22 protein-coding genes and 2 pseudogenes are annotated in these 25,147 nt (G+C 37.6%); 11 read left to right on the forward strand and 13 right to left on the reverse strand.

The genetic code is table 11. The features are described from left to right. Positions 1 to 303 precede the first annotated feature (303 nt). From fbaA to ACQ86H_RS10170, 3 genes are all read left to right on the forward strand, one after another. Entirely contained in the window at positions 304 to 1,383 is a 1,080-nt protein-coding gene (gene fbaA / locus ACQ86H_RS10160) for a class II fructose-bisphosphate aldolase (protein WP_057933454.1), read from the forward strand. Positions 1,384 to 1,522: 139 nt separating this feature from the next. Then, positions 1,523 to 1,939, forward strand: a complete 417-nt coding sequence (locus tag ACQ86H_RS10165) for a low affinity iron permease family protein (RefSeq protein ID WP_431294748.1) — start codon at positions 1,523 to 1,525, stop codon at positions 1,937 to 1,939. 63 nt (positions 1,940 to 2,002) lie between these two features. Continuing rightward, positions 2,003 to 2,425, forward strand: a complete 423-nt coding sequence (locus ACQ86H_RS10170) for a GNAT family N-acetyltransferase (RefSeq protein ID WP_138822008.1) — start codon at positions 2,003 to 2,005, stop codon at positions 2,423 to 2,425. A gap of 137 nt (positions 2,426 to 2,562) precedes the next feature. On the opposite strand, the gene ACQ86H_RS10175 is transcribed toward ACQ86H_RS10170, so the two are convergent. Together ACQ86H_RS10175 and ACQ86H_RS10180 are read right to left on the reverse strand one after the other, a co-directional pair. Next, a complete protein-coding gene (locus ACQ86H_RS10175; RefSeq protein WP_431294749.1) occupies positions 2,563 to 3,423 on the reverse strand; it encodes a hydroxymethylglutaryl-CoA lyase in 861 nt (286 codons plus the stop codon). Positions 3,424 to 3,543: 120 nt separating this feature from the next. Next, positions 3,544 to 4,877: pseudogene (locus ACQ86H_RS10180) on the reverse strand (NAD(P)/FAD-dependent oxidoreductase). Positions 4,878 to 5,047: 170 nt separating this feature from the next. Between ACQ86H_RS10180 and ACQ86H_RS10185 the strand changes: the two are divergent. Beyond that, positions 5,048 to 5,287 (forward strand): hypothetical protein, encoded by a 240-nt coding sequence (locus ACQ86H_RS10185; protein ID WP_431294750.1) that lies wholly within the window; start codon positions 5,048 to 5,050, stop codon positions 5,285 to 5,287. 33 nt (positions 5,288 to 5,320) lie between these two features. On the opposite strand, the gene secF is transcribed toward ACQ86H_RS10185, so the two are convergent. The 5 genes and pseudogenes from secF to ACQ86H_RS10210 form a co-directional block, all read right to left on the reverse strand. After that, complete coding sequence (gene secF, locus ACQ86H_RS10190) at positions 5,321 to 7,015, reverse strand: protein translocase subunit SecF (RefSeq protein ID WP_431294751.1); 1,695 nt, start codon at positions 7,013 to 7,015, stop codon at positions 5,321 to 5,323. After that, positions 6,949 to 8,301: a hypothetical protein gene (locus ACQ86H_RS10195; protein ID WP_431294752.1), complete on the reverse strand. Its 1,353-nt coding sequence runs from the start codon at positions 8,299 to 8,301 to the stop codon at positions 6,949 to 6,951. The genes secF and ACQ86H_RS10195 overlap by 67 nt, the downstream gene beginning before the upstream one ends. A gap of 506 nt (positions 8,302 to 8,807) precedes the next feature. Beyond that, on the reverse strand, positions 8,808 to 9,311 hold the full coding sequence (locus ACQ86H_RS10200) for a dihydrofolate reductase (protein ID WP_431294753.1): 504 nt from the start codon (positions 9,309 to 9,311) through the stop codon (positions 8,808 to 8,810). An 87-nt stretch (positions 9,312 to 9,398) separates the two neighbouring features. Then, positions 9,399 to 9,758, reverse strand: a complete 360-nt coding sequence (locus ACQ86H_RS10205; RefSeq protein ID WP_431294754.1) for a four helix bundle protein — start codon at positions 9,756 to 9,758, stop codon at positions 9,399 to 9,401. A 105-nt stretch (positions 9,759 to 9,863) separates the two neighbouring features. Beyond that, positions 9,864 to 10,657 (reverse strand): annotated as a pseudogene (locus ACQ86H_RS10210) (thymidylate synthase). A gap of 222 nt (positions 10,658 to 10,879) precedes the next feature. Here ACQ86H_RS10210 and ispE point away from each other — a divergent pair. The 7 genes from ispE (at position 10,880) to ACQ86H_RS10245 (ending at position 16,366) form a co-directional block, all read left to right on the forward strand. Beyond that, positions 10,880 to 11,683 (forward strand): 4-(cytidine 5'-diphospho)-2-C-methyl-D-erythritol kinase, encoded by an 804-nt coding sequence (gene ispE, locus ACQ86H_RS10215; RefSeq protein WP_431294755.1) that lies wholly within the window; start codon positions 10,880 to 10,882, stop codon positions 11,681 to 11,683. Between the two features lie 154 nt (positions 11,684 to 11,837). Next, on the forward strand, positions 11,838 to 12,254 hold the full coding sequence (locus ACQ86H_RS10220; RefSeq protein ID WP_138822000.1) for an OsmC family protein: 417 nt from the start codon (positions 11,838 to 11,840) through the stop codon (positions 12,252 to 12,254). Between the two features lie 174 nt (positions 12,255 to 12,428). Continuing rightward, a complete protein-coding gene (locus ACQ86H_RS10225; RefSeq protein ID WP_431294756.1) occupies positions 12,429 to 13,595 on the forward strand; it encodes a trans-sulfuration enzyme family protein in 1,167 nt (388 codons plus the stop codon). 171 nt (positions 13,596 to 13,766) lie between these two features. Beyond that, entirely contained in the window at positions 13,767 to 14,429 is a 663-nt protein-coding gene (locus tag ACQ86H_RS10230) for a hypothetical protein (RefSeq protein ID WP_431294757.1), read from the forward strand. Between the two features lie 63 nt (positions 14,430 to 14,492). Further along, positions 14,493 to 15,176: a DNA alkylation repair protein gene (locus tag ACQ86H_RS10235; protein ID WP_431294758.1), complete on the forward strand. Its 684-nt coding sequence runs from the start codon at positions 14,493 to 14,495 to the stop codon at positions 15,174 to 15,176. Between the two features lie 109 nt (positions 15,177 to 15,285). After that, on the forward strand, positions 15,286 to 16,008 hold the full coding sequence (locus ACQ86H_RS10240) for a pirin family protein (protein WP_431294759.1): 723 nt from the start codon (positions 15,286 to 15,288) through the stop codon (positions 16,006 to 16,008). A gap of 61 nt (positions 16,009 to 16,069) precedes the next feature. Continuing rightward, positions 16,070 to 16,366 carry a hypothetical protein gene (locus ACQ86H_RS10245; protein ID WP_138821995.1) on the forward strand — a complete coding sequence of 99 codons (297 nt, stop codon included), beginning with the start codon at positions 16,070 to 16,072 and terminating at the stop codon, positions 16,364 to 16,366. Between the two features lie 340 nt (positions 16,367 to 16,706). On the opposite strand, the gene ACQ86H_RS10250 is transcribed toward ACQ86H_RS10245, so the two are convergent. The 6 genes from ACQ86H_RS10250 to tgt form a co-directional block, all read right to left on the reverse strand. Further along, entirely contained in the window at positions 16,707 to 16,988 is a 282-nt protein-coding gene (locus ACQ86H_RS10250) for a lipopolysaccharide assembly protein LapA domain-containing protein (RefSeq protein ID WP_431294760.1), read from the reverse strand. Positions 16,989 to 17,432: 444 nt separating this feature from the next. After that, positions 17,433 to 18,344, reverse strand: coding sequence for a hypothetical protein (locus ACQ86H_RS10255; RefSeq protein ID WP_431294761.1), 912 nt, complete (start codon positions 18,342 to 18,344; stop codon positions 17,433 to 17,435). Between the two features lie 166 nt (positions 18,345 to 18,510). Then, positions 18,511 to 19,794 carry a hypothetical protein gene (locus ACQ86H_RS10260; RefSeq protein WP_431294762.1) on the reverse strand — a complete coding sequence of 428 codons (1,284 nt, stop codon included), beginning with the start codon at positions 19,792 to 19,794 and terminating at the stop codon, positions 18,511 to 18,513. A 2,232-nt stretch (positions 19,795 to 22,026) separates the two neighbouring features. After that, positions 22,027 to 22,884, reverse strand: a complete 858-nt coding sequence (locus ACQ86H_RS10265) for a DMT family transporter (protein WP_431295373.1) — start codon at positions 22,882 to 22,884, stop codon at positions 22,027 to 22,029. A 22-nt stretch (positions 22,885 to 22,906) separates the two neighbouring features. Then, complete coding sequence (locus ACQ86H_RS10270; RefSeq protein ID WP_138821992.1) at positions 22,907 to 24,010, reverse strand: LptF/LptG family permease; 1,104 nt, start codon at positions 24,008 to 24,010, stop codon at positions 22,907 to 22,909. A gap of 1 nt (position 24,011) precedes the next feature. Further along, complete coding sequence (gene tgt, locus ACQ86H_RS10275) at positions 24,012 to 25,142, reverse strand: tRNA guanosine(34) transglycosylase Tgt (protein WP_138821991.1); 1,131 nt, start codon at positions 25,140 to 25,142, stop codon at positions 24,012 to 24,014. Between the last annotated feature and the right edge of the window lie 5 nt (positions 25,143 to 25,147).

Consider the following 25,147-nt stretch of genomic DNA (forward strand, 5'->3'; position numbering starts at 1 on the left):
TTTTTTGAAGAATTGGATTGCAAAGAAACGAAAAATAAAATAAAGTCGGACCTTATTAGACGTAAAAATAGTCGATGGTTAATTGGTTGATGCTTAATAGCTAATAGCTGAAGTAATTTAAAACCTGTATTTGCCCATTGTGAACTTCGAATTGAAAACTGAAGTGTGTCTTTTTTACACTAAGGATAATGTGTTTTTTACACTAAACAGGCTTTATTTTGCTGTTAGGCAAATAATTCTGTTGTTACAAAAGCTTGGAATGTTATTTTTTTATAACTTCGGACTTAATAAAATTAACAAGAAATGAGTTTAAAAGGCTACAAAGGCGTAATTTACGGAGATGCCGTTCAAGAATTGTTTGAGCAGGCTAAAAAACATCAGTTTGCTTTACCAGCAGTAAACGTAACCGGTACCAATACGGTTAATGCGGTATTGGAAACTGCTAAGGCAGTAAATTCGCCTGTTATGATTCAATTGTCTAACGGAGGTGCACAGTTTTATGCTGGTAAATCATTAGATAATGAGAAATTGCAAGCATGTATTTTAGGAGCTGTATCGGCTGCTAAACATGTACATTTATTGGCAGAGCATTATGGTGTTGCCGTGGTTTTACATACCGACCACGCCGCTAAAAAATTATTGCCTTGGATTGATGGACTTTTAGACCACGGTGAAAAATTCTTTGCTGAGACCGGAAAACCTTTGTTTTCATCACACATGTTGGATTTATCGGAAGAATCGATCGAAGAAAACATGGAAATTTCTGCTAAATACTTAGCGCGCATGGCGAAAATGAACATGACCATCGAAATTGAGCTTGGTGTTACCGGCGGTGAAGAAGATGGTGTTGACAATAGTGATGTTGACAGTTCTAAATTATATACCCAGCCTAGCGAAGTGGCTTATGCTTATGAAGAATTGAGCAAAGTTTCTCCTCGTTTTACTGTTGCTGCTGCTTTTGGTAACGTACACGGTGTTTATAAACCAGGTAACGTAAAATTGCAACCGGTAATTTTGAAGAACTCTCAGGATTTCATCAAAGAAAAATTCAGTTTAACTGCAGAGAAACCGATCAATTTCGTATTTCACGGTGGTTCTGGTTCTACTCAGGAAGAAATCAGAGAGGCAATTTCTTATGGTGCAATTAAAATGAATATCGATACTGACATGCAATGGGCATTTTGGGAAGGTATTTTAGAATATTACAAAAAGAATGAAGCTTATCTTCAAGGCCAGATTGGTAACCCTGATGGCGATGATAAACCAAATAAAAAATATTACGACCCACGCGTTTGGTTACGTAAAGGTGAAGAAACTTTCGTAAAGCGTTTAACTGCCGCTTTCGAAGATCTGAACTGTATCAACGTTAACGATAAGTTGTAAGTTCGGTTGGTTTAGAAGATTGGATTTTCATTCAATCATTCAAAAATCAATCATTCAATAATTAAGCAAAAGCGCCATGGGTTTAAAAACTTATGGCGCTTTTGTTTGTTTTATGGTATATTTAATCAAACAAATTGTAATGGCAAAATCTAAAAACGATACCAAAAGAAATAATTTTTTCGAGAAATTTGCCAATGCGGCAACCAAGTTTACCGGTAGTTCTGTTGCATTTATTGCGGCAACCGCTATTGTAATTATTTGGGCAGTAACCGGCCCTCTGTTTAATTATTCTGAAACCTGGCAGTTGGTGATTAATACAGGCACAACAATTATTACGTTTTTAATGGTTTTCCTGATTCAGAAAGCGCAGAATAAAGATGGTAAGGCCATTCAGTTAAAACTGAATGAACTGATTGCAGCACAACAGGGGGCAAGTAACCGGATGGTAGATATTGAAGACCTGAGTGAAAAGGAACTGGATCAGTTACATAAATTTTACGTTACGATTGCTACACTTGCCAAAAAGAGGCCGATATTCATTGCTCACATTCGATAGATGTAGCGAAAGAGCTAAATGAATTGAAATTAAAATCGAATAAACACTTTAAACACCACGATAATGAGTCTGCACGTTCAAAAAGTTAATCATCCAGAAGATTTAGATAAAGTATTTGCTATCCGTAAAATTGTATTTGTAGACGAACAGAATTGTCCGCCAGAGCTGGAGTGGGAGCATGAAGATGAATCAACACATTTTCTGGCTACCAGCAACGGACAACCTTGCGGTGCCTGCAGATGGCGTAAAACAGATGCTGGTTATAAGCTGGAACGTTTTGCGGTTTTAAAGGATTTTAGAGGACAAGGAGTTGGCCGGGCACTAATTGCTGAAGCTTTATCTGACCTGCCTGAAGATGCACACTATATATACTTAAACTCACAATTAGATGCCATGAGCTTGTATGCTAAATTTGGTTTTGTAGCTGAAGGTGAGCAATTTGAGGAAGCTGGCATACAGCATTTTAAAATGGTGAAGAAGGTCTGATCCAATTAGCACGGAGGCACGGCATAGAATATCGTCATTTCGACTGAAGCGCAGCGAAATGGAGAAATCTTTTGATATATATTTCTCGACTGCGTTTCACTCCGCTCGAAATGACGACCCCGGGAGTTAAAAGGAACCTACCCAAATATCTTCCCCGATAACATTATTGCCTCATTCCATTTATCCATATCCAGATTTAATTTTTCTCCTTTATTATGAAGAAAACTGATCACATCTTCCGTGGCAATGTTGCCTGTGAGATCATCAGCAGCCATTGGACAGCCTCCAAAACCTTTTAGTGCCGAATCTATACGTTTAACACCGGAACGATATGCAGCTTCTATCTTTTCGAACCGTTCAGCAGGAGTGGAGTGCAAATGAATCCCAATTTCTGTATGGTTAAACCTCGTGATCAGTTTAGGCAATATGCTTTCAATTTTTTCAGGTGTAGAAACACCAACGGTATCTGCTAAAGATAAAATTTGGACACCTTTGCTCACCAAAACATCTGCCCACTTTTCTACAATTTCATAATTCCATTCATCGCCATAAGGATTTCCGAATCCCATGGACAGGTAAACAACTGCTTTTTTATTGTTTTTTGCACAAAGTGAAAGCATTTCTTCTACCGTATTTAATGAATGTACTATGCTCGAATTGGTATTACGCTGCTGGAATGTCTCAGAGATCGAAAAAGGAAAACCAAGGTAATTCACCGTTTTGTGTTTAACAGCGTCTTCTACACCCCTTAAATTGGCTACAATTGCCAAAAGCTGGGTAGAAGTGTTGCTTAAATCCAATTGTGCTAAAACTTCGGCAGTATCGGCCATTTGTGGAATGGCTTTAGCCGAAACAAAACTGCCAAAATCAAGGGTATCAAAACCCACCTGAAGCAAAAGATTTAAATATTCGGCTTTAAGCGCCGTGGGAACAAAATCGTGTAATCCCTGCATAGCATCGCGCGGGCATTCTACTAATTTGAATTTATTTTGGCTCATGGTTTTGGTTTAACCGCAAAATGCGCAAAGTTTTTCGCAAAGAAAAGAAGAAAAAGAAAACAATTTTTTTATCGTCAAAGTTACCTTAAAGACTAAAGACTAAAGACTAAAGACTAAAGACTAAGACACCTTAACTTCTTCTTTTACGGCTGGTACCTCGTTTCTATAATCCACACTTCGATCTTTAGCAAAAGTTCTGATAATTAAGCGGGTTCCCCGATCGTAGCTGAAGTAACTCCAAACCCAGTTTACGAAAACAATTATTTTATTTCTGAAACCTACTAAGGTCATTAAGTGCACAAACATCCAGGTAAACCATGCGAAAACTCCCTGGAAACGGATTTTGCCAATATCTACAACGGCTTTGTTTCTACCTACTGTAGCCATTGAGCCCTTATCGAAATATTTAAATTTCTCTAAAGGTTTATTTTCCTTGATATTGATCAGGTTTTTGGCCAGATGATGCCCCTGTTGGATGGCTGCTGGTGCTACTCCCGGGTGACCATTAGGTGTTTCTTCGTCAATAATAGCAGCTACATCGCCAATGGCATAAATATTCTGATAGCCTACTATTAAATTTTGGGTATCTGTTTTTAATCTGCCGCCTCTCACCACTTCAGCTTTATCTAAACCACTTAAAACCTCACCCTTAACACCAGCACTCCAGATTACGGTTGAACTTAAAATTGGTGCTTTGTCCTGCAATGTGAGGGTATGTCCGTCGTAACCCAGTACCCTGGTTTCATTCATAATCTGAACGCCCATATCGTTAAGGAAATCTTTGGCTTTTTTTGTGCCTGTGGCGACATTACGCCCAATAATTCTGGTGAATTTTCGACCAGGTAAATGTTAACCCTACTCAAATCCATTTCCGGATAATCGTTAGGAATTACATGCCTTTTAAGCTCTGCAATGGCACCTGAGGTTTCAACGCCTGTCGGACCACCGCCAACTACAACAAAGTTTAATAAGGCGCTTTTTTTATCTGCATCTTTTTCGATCAGCGATTTTTCGAAATTCTGTAAGATCAGACTTCTCAAATCCAGCGCCTCTGGGATGGATTTCATCGGCATCGAATTGGCTTCAATTTCTTTATTGCCAAAAAAATTACTGGTAGAACCTGTGGCGATAACCAGATAATCGTAATTGATTCTACCTATGTCAGTTTGTAAACAGTTTTCGGCAGTATTTACTTCCGTAACTTTGGTCACCCGGAAAATGAGGTTCTTTTGTCCTTTAAAAATCTTGCGTAGAGGAAAAGCGATAGAGTCTGCTTCGAGACCTCCTGTAGCTACCTGATAAAGTAAAGGTTGAAAAGTATGGTAGTTATGCTTATCGAGCATCACTACCTGAAAAGGCTTATTTTTTAAACGTTTAGCTAACTCTATGCCACCAAATCCGCCGCCAACAATCACTACCCTGGGGTATTCGCTTTTTGGAAGTTGTAAATCCATTTTCGTATCGATTTTATCTATTGCTAATGTAACAAAAAGATAGCCAAAAGGTTTAATAATTGAGGTTTTGTCACTATTTCACCTGATTGATCAATATATAACGCTGGTATGACGAAGGCGGTTTTTTGCAGTTTTGAAGCACAGACTCGGGTTAAATAAACCTGATAGGAATGGAATCCTTTTTAATTTGCAGTAGCCCTGAACATTTTGTCATGCTGAGGAACGAAGCATCTGCAATCGATGCAACAGATGCTTCGTTCCTCAGCATGACAGTGCCAATTAAAAAGATTGGAATATATAGCAGGACAATCGGAACCGAAGAACCACTGCCTTTGCTTTTCAAAAACAAAAAAATGGTGTCTTTGTGCCTTCGCGGTAAAAAAGCGGGGCATAAAAAAGCGCCCCGATAAATCGAAGCGCTTATATATTAAGATTTTAATCTCTTATTTTTTCTCAGCTGAACTACCCAAATCAATTACGATAGGAGTAGAAATACATAATGATGAGTATGTACCAATGATACGGCCAATCAGCAATGCGAAGATAAACCCGCGGATGCTATCGCCACCAAAAATAAAGATTACCAATAACACGAAGAATACAGTTAATGAGGTTAAGATGGTACGACTTAATGTACTGTTCAACGCGAAGTTGATTAAGTTGTTACGCGCTTCTCCATGTAAATCTTCTTTACCTGATTCTTTTAATTTCTCACGGATACGGTCAAATACAACAACTGTCTCTGTCATGGTGTAACCCATTACCGTTAAAATTGCTGCGATAAAATCCTGACCAATTTCTAATGAGAATGGCATAATACCATCTAAAATAGTATAGAAAGATAATACCATTAAAACGTCGTGGAATAAGGCGATTACCGCACCTAAACCATACTGCCATTTTTTGAATCGTACAACGATGTAGATAAACATGAATAAACACGAGATCAATACCGCATAGAAAGCACCGTTTACGATATCGCTTGCAATAATTGGCGTCACCTTTTGTGAACTTACGATTTCATATTTGGATCCGGCCAAACCTTTATTTAACGCATCTTCTACAACTTTATCAGTTTTAATGTCCTGATCTTCGATGTGGAAAGTAGTGGTGATTTTTACCTGGCTATCTTCACCTGCAGTTTTAACCTCTGGCGTTTCGTTACCGAAAACCGGGTTTAACTTAGCTTTTAAATCTTCAGTGTTAACTGCTTTATCGAAGTGAACCAAATAAGTTCTACCCCCTTTAAAATCTACACCTAAGTTTAAACCGCCATTTTTGAAGTACATACCAATACCGGCAATAATAATAATGGTAGAGATAATGTAATAGATTTTACGACGGCCAACAAAGTTGAAGGCTAAGTTTTTAAATGCATTACGGGTTAAGCTATTATCGAAACTTACCTCGATTTTGCGGTTTAACAACGATTCGAAAACTACTCTCGAAATGGCTACAGCAGCAAATAATGATGAAAGGATACCGATACACAAGGTAGTGGCAAAACCTTGAACCGGTCCGCTACCGAAAACGTAAAGGATAGCTCCTAAAATGAATAAGGTTACGTTTGAGTCAATAATCGACGGCATTGCATGTTTAAAACCTTCTTTAATTGCAGTAGCCGTGTTTTTGCCATGCGCAAGCTCCTCACGTACACGCTCAAAGATAAGGATGTTTGCATCTACCGATAAACCAATGGTTAATACGATACCAGCAATACCAGGTAAGGTTAACACTGCGCCAAGTGATACCAGGATACCAATGATGAAAAATAAGTTGATTAACAATGCAAAGTTTGCAACCCAACCTGCACGGTGATAATACAGCGCCATGAAGATTAAGATTACGATAAAGGCAATTACGAATGAGATTAAACCATCGTGAATAGCTTGTGCACCTAAAGTTGGACCAACTACGTAGCTACCTGCTATACGCGCAGGAGCAGGCAATTTACCAGCTTTTAAGATGTTTGATAAATCTTTAGTATCTGCCTGGGTAAAGTTACCCGTGATTGAAGAAACACCACCAGCAATTTCATTCTGAACAGTAGGAGCAGAATAAACCTGGTTATCTAATACAATGGCAATAGATTTTTTGTTGTTTGGATCAGCAGCAGCTTCAGCAGTAATTTTTTCCATTTCGCAGAACCTTCACTGGTCATGTACATGGTTACCTCTGGTTTACCTTTTTGGTCAAAATCTGCACGCGAATCGCTGATTGCCTCACCACCTAAATCTGGTTTACCATCGGCACTAACAACTTTGATTGCATATAATTCGAAAATTTTCGAACCTTCTCTAGGTTTAACACTCCACATAAATTTCATCGTAGATGGAATAGATGCAGCAACTTCAGGAAGTTTTAAATAAGCATTAACTTTTGCAGTATCTTTTTGTAACGACATACCAACAACTGCACCAGGCATTAATTGTTGTTGTCCGTTTTCGCCTTGATAAATCGGTAGGTTAAGAACAGCATACAATGGATTAGATTTAATCAGTTCGGCTTTAACTGCACTCGAATCTTTTTTACCTAAGCCAGCAAGTTTGCCACCTTTAGCTGTAGTGTCTTTAGCTGCAGCTTTTTCCAAACCAGCTAATTTACCACCAGCAGCCGGAGCAGCCGTTGTATCTTTAGCAGCTGGAGCATCAGCTTTTAATGTTGCCGCTAAAATTTTATTAATGTTTTCGAGTAGGGGTGCAACTTCTTGTACCTGGTATACCTGCCAGAACTGTAATTCGGCAGAACCCTGTAAAAGTTTAGCAATACGCTCTTTATCTTGTACACCTGGCATTTCGATTAAGATACGGTTACTGCCTTCTTGTTTTTGCATGTTCGGACTAACTACTCCGAAACCATCAATACGAGAACGTAAAACTGTAAATGAACGATCGATAGCACTGGTTGCTTCTTTTTCTAAGAAAGATTCAACATCGCTATTACTTGCGCTAGGTTTTAACTGAGATGCATTATCCTGGTTAGAAAAATAATCTGCTAGTTTTACTCCAGGGCTTAATTTTTCGAATTCATCAACAAAAATTTTGATGTAATCTTTACCACCGGCATTTAATTGGATTTGTGCGTTTTGGATTGCTTTGTTGAAGTTCGCATCAGTAGGGTTACCCGCTAATGATTTTACCAACTCCGCCAACGATATCTCCATCGTTACGTTCATTCCGCCTTTTAAGTCCAGACCCAAATTAATCTCTTTCGCTTTTACCTCTTGGTAAGTAAATCCAACTACTGGATAAACTTTTACGGTACTCATCGAATCTAAGTAAGCCTTTTCTTTGGCTAAATCACCCTTCGCAGCGTTTTTTGCGTCTTTTTCCACCTTGGATGCTACCAACGTAAAAGAAAGTGCGTACGCACAAACGATAGCCAATACTATCGCTATAAACTTAATAAAACCTTTTCCTTGCATTGTTTGTTTAAAATAATTTGTCTTTCGCTGTTTTTTAACAAGTCGGCAAATCTAATTAAATTTTTAAATTATAGAACCCCTTAATTGATAATTTATTAACATTAATTTTTATGGGGCAATAATCATAGAAGAATCAATCCATTGATTCATTTCATACTCCTGAATTTAGGTTGACATTGATTGGAAAGCAATTATAGCAGCTTCTGTGCTTTGTCCATCCCACTAATGTTTTACTCTTTTTCTTCTATCATGCTAAGACACGAAGCATCTTTTCATACGTGGGTTCTTAGCGTAAAGATAAATGATAGATCTTTTATTGAAAAGCAATATCTGTGTTTCTTTGGTTCTGATAGTCCCGCTGTCCGTTTTATTTCGCTGCGCTCCATGTTCACTGCCATCGGGTTTAGCTGGCAGGGGTAGAGGTATCTATTCGCGTAGGATAACTTGTAAATAAGATGCTTTGCGTTCTTTGCGAAGTTCTCAGTGTTCTTTGCGGTTAAATTGAGTTAAATCCTTTCTAAAACCTCAAAAGTATAATCGTACTTGTTTTTTTCGTCTGCCTTGTGGGGTTCACTGCTAATCATTTTCCATTCTTTCCGGTCTATTTCCGGGAAAAAAGTATCTGCGTCAAAGTTATGATGAATGGTAGTTAAATAAAGCTTCTGTGTTTTAGGCAATGCCTGTCTGTAGATCTCCGCTCCGCCAACAACAAATACTGGTTTTTCTTCTGTTTTGGTGATTGCTAAAGCTTCATCTAAGCTATTTACCACTTCAACGCCTTCAATTTTTAGCGTGGTGTCTCTGGTAATTACAATGTTCCTGCGGTTCGGAAGTGGCTTGCCTACAGAATCGAACGTTTTGCGGCCCATTACAACTGTATGCCCCGAAGTAGTTTGTTTAAAAAACTTTAAATCGGCTGGCATGTGCCATAAAAGCTGGTTGTTTTTGCCTATTGCGAAGTTCTCGCCTACAGCTACTGCAATGGAAAGGTTTTTTGGTTCATTGGTCATTGGTCATTTGTTTATTGGTACCTGCATAGCGCAATAGGCACAGTTTTTTAGATCTGATTCCGATATCCATCTACAATTAAAATTTATTTAAATTTTGCCTATATGTTTTATATATGCATTCAGCTTTAGATGGATGGTTTGTAGTTCTGTATAAAGCTCCGAATAGGAATCTTCGGATATTAAATTTCTATTTTTTGATTTCCTAAGAAATGATTTTACTTCTGAAATTGAGCCTCGGCTATAATAGCAAAAAATTTTGTTTTCTTTGAAATGATACCTCCCATATCCTTCAGCAATATTTGCACTAATGGAATCTGCTGCTCTGCATAATTGCTTCCCAATAGTATCTTTAGCGAAATATTCCCATCCCATTACAATATTCCAGATTTTATCTGAAATTATCTCTGACAAATTATAGACTTCTAAATCCTCTAATTTATAATTCATTCTTTTTTAATTTAAGTGAATTTATATTTCGGGATGATTTAAAACCGGGCATTCAATTCTGCGTCCAAACAAATGAACCAATGGCTAATGACCAGTGAACAAATGTTACACCGCAACAATACCTTTAATATGCGGATGCGCTTCGTAGTTCTCCAATGTAAAATCCTCGAATTTAAAATCAAAAATGCTTTTCACTTCAGGATTGATTTTCATGGTTGGCAGCGGTTTTGGCTCACGACTTAATTGCAGGTTAGCCTGCTCGATATGGTTGTTGTATAAATGGGCATCGCCAAGGGTGTGGATGAAATCTCCGGCTTCAAGACCGCAAACCTGTGCCACCATCATAGTGAGTAGGGCGTAAGAGGCAATATTAAAAGGTACACCAAGGAAGATATCGGCGCTTCGTTGATATAATTGGCAGCTTAACTTCCCATCTGCCACGTAGAACTGAAAAAAGCATGACAAGGAGGCAAGGCCATATTTTCTATTTCGGCAACATTCCATGCTGAAACAATGATTCTGCGCGAATCGGGATTATTTTTGATCGTGTTGATGATATTGGTGATTTGGTCAATGTGCTGCCCATCTGGTGTTGGCCAGCTTCTCCATTGCGAGCCATAAACCGGTCCGAGGTTACCGTTTTCATCAGCCCATTCGTCCCAGATGCGTACACCGTTATCTTTTAGGTATTTAATGTTGGTATCACCCGTTAAAAACCATATCAGTTCGTGAATAATAGATTTTAAATGCAGTTTCTTTGTGGTTACCATTGGAAAACCCTCTTGCAGGTTAAAACGCATCTGATAGCCAAAAACACTTATTGTTCCGGTGCCGGTACGGTCGTGCTTTTGAGCGCCATGATCAAGCACATGCTGCATTAAATCTAAATATTGTTTCATACTGTTCTGATAATTTACAAATATCTAAAATTTATCAGGTGTTGTAAATCATTTTATTGTTTAATTGTTAACATCGGTTGGGTATAATTCCGTTGTGTAGTTCCGGCGTGAAGCCGGAACCTACGGGTATTCAAAATTCATGACTTGTTTGTATGTTTGCACCATGAATGTATTTGGCTTTGAGGGGAATCTCAAATCTCAAATCTCAAATCTCAAATCTGTATGCTATCTTTTCCGAATGCAAAAATAAACTTAGGTTTAAATATTACTGAAAAACGTGCTGATGGTTACCACAACCTCGAAACCGTTTTTTATCCGATCAATATTAAGGAGGCGGTCGAAATTACTGACGCAGAGGCAACCTCTTGCAAAATTCACGGCATCGATATTCCCGGCGATGCGAACGATAACCTTTGTTTTAAAGCATATCAGTTAGTGAAAAAGGATTATGATATTCCCCCACAGCAGATCAATTTGCTGAAAAACATTCCGGTTGGTGCAGGCTTGGGTGGAGGATCAGCAGATTGTGCTTTTCTGATCAGACTGCTAAATGATAAATTCAGTTTGGAAATGTCTGTTGATAAAATGGAAGGTTATGCTCGTCAGTTAGGTGCCGACTGTGCTTTCTTTATTGAAAACAAACCTGTTTACGCATTTAATAAAGGGGACGAATTTGAAAAGTGCGAAGTAGATTTGTCAGCCTGGTTTAAAGTTTTGGTAAAACCGCCTGTACATGTAAGTACGGCCGATGCTTATGCACATGTAAAACCGCAAAAACCTTTGCAATCGTTAAAAGAAATTATACATTTGTGTCCAACAACATGGGAAAATAAGGTTATCAACGATTTCGAACTATCGGTCTTCGCAAAGTATCCCCAAATTCGTCAAATAAAAACCAGTTTATACGGCGCAGGCGCAACATTCGCTTTAATGAGTGGTAGCGGTTCGTCGGTTTTTGCAATTTTTACCCATCCGGTTAAATTGCCCGAACTGGAAGAAAACAACTTAGTATTTTATGGTATTTAAGCCGAGCGCATGGCGCATGGTGTTCGAATAGCAAAATATTAGGGTATTAAACAATAAATTTAAATTAAGGTAGAAGGTTGGAAGATAGAAGGTTTAAGGCGTTTGAAATGTCTCATATCCAATATCTCAAATCTGACATCTCGATACGATTAATATGAACATAAATCTAGTCCGTAAGAGCGGTAAATTTAATTTTGAAGCAGAAAATGAGAGCGGTTTTACTGTAGAGTTGGATGCAAAAGCTGCCATTGGTGGCGAGGGAAAAGGTTTCAGGCCGATGGAAATGCTTTTAATTGGTTTGGGAGGTTGCAGTGGTATAGATATGGTAAACGTACTTACTAAGCAAAAAGAACCATTAAACGACATTAAAATTGCCATCAACGCTACACGTAAAGAAGAAGAAATGCCGCCGATTTTTGATGTCATCGATATACATTTCGATTTATTCGGCGATTTAAGCATTCAAAAAGTTGAGCGTGCATTAGCCATGACTTTCGATAAATATTGCTCGGTATCTAATATTTTAGGCCGATCAGCAACGATTAATTTTACTTACAAAATAAACAATTAACAAGGTAGGGGGATAAAGTAGAGAAGTATAAAGTAACAAGTAGCAAGTATCGAGAAGCAAATCTTAAAATTTATGATGACGACTTTATTCTCACACCACATCTTGATACTTGATACTCAATACTCCAATCTCAATCCCCCCGTCTTGATACTAAAATCTTGATACTAATAAAAAATGAAATCCGAAAATTTTGAAACTATAGCTATACGCACTCAGACCGAACGCAGTTTACACAAAGAGCATTCATCACCAATTTACCTTACTTCCAGTTATAAGTTTGAAGATGCGGAAGAAATGCGTGCTTTGTTTGCTAATGAAAAAGAGGGGAATGTATATAGTCGTTATTCAAATCCAAATACTTCAGAGTTCATCGAGAAAATGTGCCTCTTAGAAGGTGCCGAAGATGGTTTTGCCACTGCAACAGGAATGGCTGCGATTTTCACCACATTTGGTGCATTTTTGAAAAATGGCGATCACCTGGTTTCCAGTAGATCAGTTTTTGGTTCAACGCACCAATTGCTAACCAATGTTTTTTCTAACTGGGGTGTAACTTTCGATTATGCCGATTTAGATAAACCGCAGGATTGGGAGGCTTTGATTAAGCCAAACACCAAAATGATTTTTGTTGAAACCCCATCTAATCCTGGTATTGATATTATCGATCTTGAATTTTTGGGTAATTTGGCTAAAAAACATAATATATTACTTGTTGTAGATAATTGCTTTGCTACGCCTTATCTGCAACAGCCGATTAAATACGGTGCGCACATTTCAATCCACTCAGCTACCAAGTACATTGATGGACAAGGGCGTGTTTTGGGCGGTGTAATTTTAGGGACCAAAGATTTAATTGCAGATGTAATTGGTTTTGCCCGTCATAGTGGCCCGGCATTATCGCCTTTTAACGCATGGATTTTATCTAAGAGTTTGGAAACTTTAGCTATCCGTATGGACCGTCATTGCGAAAATGCTTTAAAAGTTGCTGAATACTTAGAAAAACACCCGAAAATTAAGCTGGTTAAATATCCGTTTTTGCCATCTCATCCTCAGTACGATATTGCCAAAAAGCAAATGAAACAGGGTGGTGGCATTGTAACCATCGTTGTTGAAGGTGGTATAGATGCTGCACGTAAATTTATGGACGGTTTGCAAATGTTTTCGATCTCGGCAAATCTGGCCGATACCCGTTCTATCGCTACACACCCCGCTACAAGTACACATAGCAAACTTACCGAAGAGCAACGTAACGAAGTAGGGATTGAACAAGGTTCCATTCGTTTATCAATCGGTTTAGAACATATCAACGATATTTTAGCTGATATTGAGCAGGCACTGGCTTAAAGTTTTATAACGGAGAAATTAGATAACATGTAAAAATATTTGTTTATTGGATATTTTAATTTGAAATAACTTTATGAAAAGCTTTTTTTAATACTATTAAGTGCGGTTTTGTTTTCTTGCAATCAAAATGATAAAAATACTTTAACTATTAATAAAAAAGCAGGGCTGGATTTGGAAAAAATTGATTTCAAAGAGAAACCACTTGAATTTTTAAAATCTAAAATAGACTCGAATGTAAATAATGATCCGGATTTCATGAAAAAAGGCTATTCAATGCCTTTTGACTATCCGGTTGGCTATAAGCTTGATGCCTGGAATGGCAAAGATTCCTTTTACGGTAAAGCGTATTACAGTAAGATAATTGATAGTATTGCATATTATCAGAACATATACTTCAATAGGATCGCTTTTTTAACTCACAATAATAAAACTGTAGCGATTTTAGCCGATGCAGAAATTAAATCTGATACTGTTTACAACGAGTTTGTTAAACAGTTAGAGAAGCAATTTGGCACGCCAACTTTCAGGCCACAAACTACTGAAGACGTTTTTTACGAGTGGTCTGCCAAAGATAGGCGTATACAAATTGATTATTCTAAAGGATTCTCAATGGAGGCAATGTCTGGCAAGAAAACGGATGTTAAGCAAACATTTAACATGCAAATGCTTATTTTTAATAGGGCCGAGGCGGCTAAAATTGATAGCATACAGCAGAAAAATTATGCTAAAACAAAGGAATATAAAGTGATGCAAGGCGATTTTACCTTGTACAAAAATAATCCTCAAAAGAATATCGTTTTAATGGATAGCATCCTTAATGAAAAATTTAAGTGAAAATTTTTTCCAACTTCATTGGTGCGCTACCGATGATCAGGGTTGGTGAATTGAAGATCAGGCATGAATGACATTTCTTTTATTCTTTCTGAATTAGAATCAACTAGTGAGCCTGAATATTTAAAAAAGATGGCTCATTTTGGAATCAATATTTCTAAGGCCTTTGGTATTCGAGTGCCCAATATCCGTAAGCTGGGCAAGCCAATCGGTAAAAATCAGGAGCTGTCTTTACACCTTTGGAAAACCGGATTTCACGAAGCCCGTCTTTTAGCCACATTCATCGGCGATTATAAACAAGTAACAGAATTGCAAATAAACGCCTGGGTGAAAGATTTCAGTTCATGGGATATCTGTGATCAGGCTTGTGGAAATCTTTTTGTTAAAACGCCTTATTTTAAGTCGAAGGTTTTTGAGTTTACACAGGCTAAAGCGGAATTTATGAAACGTGCCGGTTTTGTGTTGATGGCCGAGGCTGCCATTCATCTTAAAAAAGAACCGAATGAAACTTTTCTTGCTTTTCTTCCGGTTATAGAAAGAGAAGCTTATGATAACCGCAATTTTGTTAAAAAGGCAATCAACTGGGCGTTGAGGCAAATCGGCAAGCGTAATGCTTTCCTGCATGGGCATGCCATTCAAACTGCAAACAATATCCTGGCACAGAACAATAAAAAATCAAATTGGGTAGCTTTAGATGCACTGAGGGAATTAAACAGCGATGCAGTACTTACTAAAGTTAATCTCTGGTGATATCAAACGCTTGGCACTCTTCGCTCAACGCCCCTCACTTCTTACCCTACATCAATGCACAGCAAGCAGTACTGTATTAACTTTGTGTCATAAATAAGAAAGGAAATTTATGTCACAGTTCATTTTGCACAAAGAAAACACCCGCGGTCATGCTAATCATGGCTGGTTAAATGCACATCATTCATTCAGTTTTGCAAACTACTACAATCCTGAAAGGATGCATTTCGGAGTTTTGAGGGTTTTAAATGATGACTTGATTGATGGTGGAATGGGCTTCGGCGCTCACCCGCACGATAATATGGAAATTATTACCATTCCATTGGCTGGTGCAATTGCACACAAAGATAGTATGGGTAATTCAGCCGTGATTAAAAATGGAGAAATCCAGGTGATGAGTGCCGGAACTGGTGTGAGCCATAGCGAGTTTAATGCTAATGCAAACGAGCAATTAAATTTATTGCAGATCTGGTTGTTCCCTAACAAGAAAAACGTTACACCACGTTACGATCAACAGACTTTGGATGTTGCTGCCCGTCACAACAACTTTCAGCAGATTTTATCGCCAAATTCGGATGATGCCGGTGTGTGGATCCATCAGGATGCCTGGTTTTCGTTAGGTAGTTTTGATGAAGGATTTGAAACTGAATACCAAATCAAAAAAGCTGGCAATGGTGTGTATATATTCGTAATCAATGGAGAAGTAACCATAGACGGACAGGTATTAAGCAAAAGAGATGGATTAGGAGTATGGGATACAGATAGTCTCAGTTTTAAAGCCAATACTGCAGATGCAGAGGTTTTATTAATGGATGTTCCGATGGAATTGAACTAAAATAATTTAACCAAACCTCGCAGGTTTTAAAAACCTGCGAGGTTTATTTATGTAAAGAACTATGCAAACTAACATACTTTATATCGGAAGGGATACTGAAATTACGACGGTAATGAACCGCCTGTTGAATGCCAGACCAGAGTGGAAAGGTATCTGTGTATGTACGGATGAGGAAGCTATCAAGATTTGCCAAACAAATAAAATAGATTTGGTACTCTTGGGAAACGGCATTGATGCAACATGCGAAAAAGCATTGAGAGCAAAACTAACCGGACTTAAACCAGCATTAAAAATTATCCAGCACTATGGCGGGGGAAGTGGACTCCTTTATGGCGAAATAATGTCGGCACTAAATTAAGTAAAGAAATATTTTTTGCACTTTGCTATTACTCCCTCAAATAGCAGCAGTTGCCAATCCACCTAAACGGGATTGCAGCGATATCCTTTTAAAATTAGCACCTGCTTCCGTTTCACTGTGATGCTGAGGTACGAAGCATCTGCAAGCGATGAAACAGATGCTTCGTACCTCAGCATGACAATTGCATTTTAAAGATTTAGCGAAAAGCCCGACTGTCAATCAATAGCGCTACAGGACTTGCTTTTCAAAACACTTTAAGCTAATCTCATTAAAGCTAGTTGTACGCAGGGAAAATAAATCTTGATGGTCTGTGAGACACAGACCATGGAATTTTTGGGCTTTAGCTAATGTAATCTCTATCCTCGTCGCTTAAGGTATTTTTCTTTTCTATCGCAGGTTGATTTCTTTCAATCTCATCATCGTAACTGCTTACTGTTTTTCGTGGACGACCCACTACAAAGCCGATAATAAAACCAATGATAATGCAAACACCGATAACCAAAAGTTTAGATACCGGAACCGTGGTAACCAAAAAATTGAAATCTACAGGTTCGGTATTTACCATCAAAAATATGGTCAGCAATGCGGTTAAAATAATAATGGAGATTGTTTTTGCGCTCATGGTTTTAGAAGCTATAATTAAATGAAAACTCTAATATCGGATTTTGATTGTAAATCTGGTTAACAAAAACCAATCTCGCTCCTAAATCTACAACAGGTTGATAGCGTAAAATGTTTACGCTCGTGTTCAATTCTACCCCATAAGTTTTCGGATCATTAAAGGTTGTGCCCTGGCCAATGTTCTCATAGTGGCAAAATAAACCCGCCCTAAAATTTCTTACATAAGCCAGCGGACCCAACTCCCAATCAGGAAAGGCAAATGGAAAACGGTAGTTGAAAAGTAAGCTGTTCTGCAGTTTGCTTTTTGCTAAGATGTTGTTGTATCCATATACCGTTGCAATCTCTGTTGCATACTGGTTTACACCACTTGCTTTTTGATAATTGAAGCTAGCCAGGAAGGAATGATTTTTTGCAAAGCCTGGAAAGTAAAGGAAGCTTTCAAGCGCTAAAATTTCTCCCCTAAATTTTTATCGAAGGGTTGGTGATCATAAGTTACCCTGAACACCTGTGCCCATTTGGGTGCAATGTCTCTTTCGGTTGTACGCACACTATGGTTGAAAGTAAAATTGTATTCCATCGGGAATTTAAGCTCACGGTTAAAATTGCTAGGCATGTTTTCGGGCATATACCTTTGCGTAAAACTCGTTGCCGCATTTAGCGTAAAAGCATAGTTCTCATTGCGGGCATTGAACGATAAAGGAAGCGATGCATTAAGCTTAATATAGTTCTCCCGCCAGTCGCCTTGCTGTACCACATTTTTAGCCCTGTAGAAGGTTCTTTTCGGACGGTTGCGGTACAACACACTAAATACCGGATATAGCGCCTTATAGCTAATGTCTGCTGTGTATTCGAAACGTTTTAAATCGCGATGGTATTTTGCACCCGAATAAAAGTCCATAGTGTTAAGCAAGTTGTTCGATTGCAGTTCTAAACCAAAAACGTATTCGTTATCAATTACCGGAATAATGCTGTGGATGCTGAAAAGATTTAAAGCCTGATGGTAGCGTTTAGATTGGTAAGTGCTATCCGGTATGTTGTCGAAAACATTCCCAACATTTTCCTGCTTTTCTGCTGCGGCCGAAAAATCAACAAAGTTATTTTCGGCTACAGGCTTTTCTGTAATGTTGGTTTCGGCAATTTCATAACCGTTGATTTTGTAATCGTTAAAAATGATTTTTCCATCACTGCTTTCGGTAGGATTAAAGGCACCGTATTTAGATGCGCTGATCGCCGTAATTTTCTTTGAAGTAGGATCAATCGCGTAAATATTATCGATGCCATTGAAGTGCGCATTGAAAACAATTTTATCGTTAATAAAAACCGGGCGACTGAGCTGTTGTCTGCTGTTTAAAATCAATGCAGATTTTTTTCTCCGTCAATCAACCATAAACTTTTTCCTTTTTCCGTTACGCCGATATAAGCAATCTTATTTCCGGTTTTATCGAAGGCTGGTGTTTGCAGGATTTCATTTTCCGGATTTAGATAGGTCTTTAAAATCTTCCCTGAAGCAGCATCGATCTCTATCAGGTTGAACTGATTGTTGAGTTCAACTTTGGCTGCAATAATTTTTTTCCATCCTCAGAAAGGCTAGGAGAAAAGAGCCTGCTTTTGCTGCTCAGCTTATTGAATTTTTTTGTCTTTAAATTGTAAGAACAGATTACGCTGTAACTTCTTTGTTTGTACCTCGGATCGTAACGGATTTCATCCCAAATCAAGAGATCGTTTTTCAAGCTGAACCAGGGCTGTTCCTGATAACCGATTCCGAATAATTTTTGCTCCGTTTTATCTTTGTTGATCAGGACAAAATAACGGGCATCCGTCTTACTTTCTTTGAGTGCTAAAATCTGGTCTTTATTGATCCTGATCGGTAAGAAATAATTCGTGGACAGCGATGTTTTTTTATTTAAACTTTCATAGTTTTCTGAAGCTGATTTTTCTTCCTGTATTTTCCATTTTTCGGCAAGCTTATTTTGGGTAGCCAGAAAATATTCTCGTGTATTTTTCCTGGTATATTTTTTTAGACTTTTTGAAAAGGGGTAAGGTCTCACTGGTCTTTTTCTAATATCGCCAAGTAAACTGTCGGAAATAAACTGACCGTATTTTTCCTTCATATTTGCGACCATCAGATATCCGGTTTGGTAGTAGCCTGGTGTTACGTCTTTGTTCGAACCAAAATAGGCTTTGCTGTAGCTGAATTTTTTGCCTTCCAAAATTGAAGCCCGGTAAGGCATGATCCAGTTTGGCTGTCGGCCCCTGCCCGAATAGGTCAGCGCCGTTTCGTTAACCACCGCATCACCTTCGAAAAACCAGGTAGGTATACCTGCACCAAAGTAGGCAAAGTAAACCAGCTCCGGAAAAGGATGAATCTGTGTTCCTGTCAATTTGTCAAACTGTGCGATGTGCCTGAGCTCATGTACGGCAAGGTTATTTAACCAATCCTGACTGTCGAAAAATTGAGGCGGTGTGGCATAAAATTCAGACTTCCGCGGGCCTAGCTGAACAAAGCCGTTTGCAACCGTTCCGCGGTTCTGTAATAGGAGTGGAATAGTAGTTTTTTGTTGCCTTAAACCCAAGCCAATCCTGGTGTAGATATAGGGTAGGGTATTGGCCATTCTTTGGGCTTCTTTCTCCAACTCTTCAGGATAGATGATTTTGAAGCCTCCTGAAGAAATGTAGTTCCATTTTACACTAAGTGGGTTTTGTGCAGTGCTGAAAATTTGCCCAAAAACCGATGGTGAAATAAAACTTAAAGTAATAACACTTAAATACTTGATAATTAGTTTTTTGTTTGATTTTTTTAAGTTCATCTAAAATCTTTGCTAAAATATTTAGTTTTTTGAATTTTAAAGGGATTCTATAAAGTGAATTTTTAATTTATATTTAATATGATAAAGTACTGATTATTAAAACATAATGTTATTTATGTGAATTCATTAAAAATTGATTTTATTATGATTTTTAACCTGATTTTATTTCTGATTTAACCGCTTCATCACATTTTTTATCAATAGTAATTTATTGATTTAATTTACACTTATTAATCGATTTTCCTCAAAAATTTTTATGGCTTTTTAAATTTTAGTATGAATTTTAGAATGAGGTTTCTGTTCCGAAAATTGAGCCTAAGTCTTGTGAATTTTAGCATCCTTCATTGATGATTTATAAGAGTTAAGAATTGCCCGGTTTATTTGCTTAGGTGAAGAATAAGTCCCACAGTAAAATTGAATTCTTCTTAGTCTGAAATTAGATTTTCAGGGCCGTAGACTTTAAGAATTTATACTGTTTAATGTATGAATTGATGCCGACTTAAAATTCGGCTTTATGGATGTAATGATCTTTTTATGACAAAATGTCTTTAGTTTTTATCGCCGGATTCAGACTGATTTTTTCGTTATCAGGTCTGAATTTAACTCTCATAACTTGCGATTTCCAAATACAGGTGGCTCCGGATGTTGTAGTTTAGCATTTAAAAACTCAGTTTATCATGGCTTGAACCAGGGTTTTAACACTGAAATTCTTGTCTAAATTTTACTTTAGGTATCCCGATTTGTATATTTTTTTAGTGTTTTTAGGTTTCAAATCTTCAATTTTTTACCTCGATAATGCGATTTCCTTGCGATATTCTCGGGTAATGGGCTCTAGAATATCTTTTTTTAGAAAAATTTATTTATAAGTCAAAAATAGCTTAAATCGTTGTTTGAATGCACTTTTTAGTTGCTTTTGTTTGTTATTTTTTCAATTGGCAATTGGTCAAATTTTAACGCTTTTCTGAGGTATTTAGGCTAAATCTGAGTAAATAATCAGGTCTTTTTTACAAGATATTTTTTAATTATGATGTCTTTATAACCTAAATTTTTCAGCCGGAAACGGGCAGTTTTGTATGATGCAGATAAGCTGATTGAAGGTAATACATTCGCATATTTCAATTAATTGTTATGTATTTAGTTTGCAGGATTCTATGATGTTACTCCTTTTTTAAGAAATGTAACTGGATTTTAAACTTGTTTTTAGTCCGATTTTGTATGGGTGTATCTTAACGGTTTTTGAAGCTATTTTGTGAATCTTAAATCTTAATTAATCAGACTTTTTAATACTTTTTGTTTTATGTTTTTATCTATTTTTAGAAGGTATTTCTATGCTATTTTTTAGCTTTTTTTTGTGCGCTATTTTTAATCTTAAATTGATGTTTTCTTGATGTACTTTTTGTTAGAATTATTTGTTGTTTTTGCTAGTTTATTCTTGGATGGTATTGTTGAGATTTTACTCTGTTTATCTATTGATTTTGATATTGTTTTTTGCTTTTAAATTCTGCTGTATTTGAGGTGTTGTCAAGTAGTTTTATTTTGTTTTTTTTTGTATAAGTAAGATGTTATTCTATGGTTTAGATGTGGCTGCTTATTTAGCTTTACAAGCTGCTTTTTTTCTTAGCGGCCTCATTTTATTGACAGTAAATTTCGACCTGCATTGGTAAATTAGTGAAAAGATATTCAATTTATTTTGGCTTGTATTTCATGTTTTTGACTTCGCTCATGTGGTTGTGATGTGGATACTTGAATATATAGGAAATAGAGTAAAGTGGTATTAGGTACGGCGTGGTATCGTCGTTTCGATCGAGGTATAATGAAGTTTGAAAAGCTATTAAAATGGATCTTTCTCTTGAAAATTTTGGACTGCAATTTGTCGCGATAACGGCTCGTTTTGATGGGAGCTGTAAGTGTTATTGGAGTACAGATTAGTTGTGTTTACGAATGCTTAATAAATCGAAATATGTCTAAATATAGATCTCTCCGTTTCGCTGCGCTACAGTCGATATGACGACGATTCTATTAATGGTAGTGGAGTACAGATTAGTTAAGCTTCCGAATGCTTAATGAAGTAAAATAGGCTGGATAGATCTCTCCACTTCGCGTTGCTTCGGTCGAGATGACGACCATTCTAGTCGGAGGATTTCTATTTCGCTACGTTTGATGCTATAGCGATTTGATCGATAAGACAGCTATTTCATAATGCGAAAATATTGCGGTGTATGGACTTGCTTTCTACAGCTTGTTCTTTCTCTTTTTGTAGATCGGATAGAGGAAAATGGAGGCCAGGATAATCGTTGCACCAATATAAAATCCACCTGTCATTTGCTCTTTGCTTTGAAAGAAAATGAAGGCTAATACTATGCCGTATACAGGCTCCAGATTAGTGATTAACGCTACTCTAAAAGCAGATAAAGTTCTCATTACTGCAACACCCGCTACGTACGCAACTGATGTACAAAGTGTACCCAGAAGTGCTAAATAGAACCAGTTTTTTGCACTTAGATTAAAGTGTGTGTGCAGCAAAGTTCCGTCATATAAGCGGTATATCGTGATCCAGAAAAGCGCACCAACCAGCTCATAAAAACCGATAATAGAAGGTTCACTTTTTTGTACCAATGTAGAATTTATGGTTGAAAAAAGACTCGATGCCACTGCTGCCAGCAATCCAAAAATGATCCCTAAAGTATATTGACCTTCAAATTTAAAGATCATGTATATGCCTAAAATTATTAATAAACCGATCAGGATATCGCCCATTTGTATAGGCTGTTTTTTAATCAACGGCTCTAGAATCGCGGTGAACAGAGTGAAAGAAGAAAGGCATACCAGCGTGACCGAAACGGTAGAAACTTTGATGGCATGAAAGAAAAAAATCCAGTGAATGGCAACGATCCCGCCGGTTAAAAAGAATTGCAAAAACTGTTTTTTCGTAATCCTGATATTCTTTTTTGTGATGAGGAACCAGGCGAAAAGAGTTGTTGATGCAATCAATACCCGGTACCAGACCATGGGTACGGCATCGATTGAAATTAATTTTCCAAGCACGCCTGTAAAGCCCCAGACAAATACAGTAAGATGAAGAATGAGCAGGTTTTTTTGGTAGCTTCCATTGCTATTTTGGTGCTTTCCTTAATAGGTAAAAGCCTAGCAGCCCAAAGAAGAGCGTAGGCATAATAACTGCTGCAAAAGGAGGTAATCCACCTTTGGTAGAGAACATCTGTGTAAACTGATTAAATACGATATAAGCGAAGCTGATAAAGATTCCGATACCTAATGATACACCGACCCCTCCTCTCACTTTGCGCGATGATAGTGCCACACCAATGAGCGTTAATACGAAAGCGGAAAGCGGGTGTAAGTAACGTTTGTATTTTTCAAACTGAAGGTCGTTCATTACGCCTGTTCCGCGGATCTTTTCTTTCCTAATCTTATCTGAAAGTTCCTTTGTGGTTAAATTTTGCACCACATTATCATAAGCAGAAAAATCATCCGGACGCATATCCAGAATGGTATCTTTTAGTTTTCCATTGCCGTAAATCATGGTTTCTTTTAAGCCATCAATTTTACGGATGGAGTAATTAGTTAATTGCCATTTACGTTTAAGTGAATCCCATTTAATATTTTCAGCAACGATTTTTTTGGTTAAAATATCACCATTAAAATTGTCAAGAGAAAAGCGGTATCCTGAATTCGTTTTATTGTCGAAATTATCAATGTAGATATAAGTTTTGTCATCCAGTTTCATGTGGATGTTAGATTTCGTTGAAGGATCGTTACGCTTTACGTAGGTGTTTTCAAAACTATTTTTCAGGGTATTTGTATAGGGGAGGATGTATAGATTTGAAAGTAAGTTGGCGGAAAAAATAATCGTAGCTGATACCAGGTATGGAAATAAAAAGCGGTTAAAACTCACACCACCACTTAAAATTGGTACAATTTCTGTTTGATCGGCCATTTTAGCCGTAAAGAAAATTACCGCAATAAAATTGATCAGTGGTGAAAGCATATTCACATAAAAAGGAATGGAACCCGCGTAATATTTGGAGAGGATTCCCCAAAAACTCAAGCCACTTTTCATAAAATCATCCATCTTTTCAGACAGGTCGAACACCACAATAATGATCACAAAAATGGCCAGGGTATAAATAAATGTACCCAGGTATTTTCCGATAATGTATTGATCGATGATTTTTATTCTTCCTTTTAACAGACTCATTTTATAGCTTGTTGCCTAATACTTTAACCATTTTGTTTTTCCACTCGTAAAATTCACCAGCAATGATCTTTTCCCTGGCTTGTTTTACCAGCCAAAGATAGAAATGTAAGTTATGTAAAGTAGCAATTTGAGCGCCAAGCATCTCCTTGCTATGTACTAAATGTCTTAAATATGCTTTACTGGTTACTAAATCAGCATGCAGATCACTCTCTGCATCTAATGGAGAAAAATCATTCTCCCATTTCTTGTTCCTGATGTTGATGATTCCGTTTCTGGTAAAAAGCATGCCGTTTCTGGCATTTCTTGTAGGCATCACACAATCAAACATATCCACACCTAAGGCAATATTCTCTAAGATATTGATCGGTGTACCTACACCCATTAAATAACGCGGTTTTTCTACCGGTAATATATCGCATACCACTTCTGTCATCGCATACATCTCTTCTGCAGGCTCACCAACTGATAAACCACCAATGGCATTGCCCTCACGGTTCATGCTGGCAATAAATTCTGCAGATTTAATACGTAAATCTTTATACACCGAACCCTGTACAATAGGGAATAAAGTTTGGTCGAAACCATATTTAGGTTCTGTGGTATCAAAACGTTCGCAGCAGCGTTTTAACCAACGGTGTGTCATTTTTATTGATTGAGCAGCATAAGTATAGTCGCATGGGTAAGGCGTGCACTCATCAAAGGCCATAATGATATCTGCACCAATAGTGCGTTGAATATCCATTGCGTATTCGGGTGTAAAAAGATGTTTTGATCCATCAATATGAGAGTGGAAAGTAACACCTTCTTCTTTAATTTTACGAACTTTACTTAAAGAATATACCTGGTAGCCGCCACTATCGGTTAAAATTGGCCGGTCCCAACCAATAAATTTATGTAATCCACCAGCTTGTTCCAGGGTTTCTAAACCTGGTCTTAAATAAAGGTGGTAAGTATTACCCAGAATGATTTTTGCGTCGATATCATCTTTAAGTTCGCGCTGATGTACGGCTTTTACCGTCCCGGCAGTGCCCACAGGCATAAAAATAGGGGTTTGTATTTCGCCATGGGCTGTTGTTACCGTCCCGGCCCTGGCTTTTGATAGTGGATCGTTAGCCTGTAAACTAAATTTCATAATGT

Origin of the sequence: Pedobacter sp. P26, assembly GCF_050632135.1 — a bacterium.
Lineage (GTDB): Bacteria > Bacteroidota > Bacteroidia > Sphingobacteriales > Sphingobacteriaceae > Pedobacter.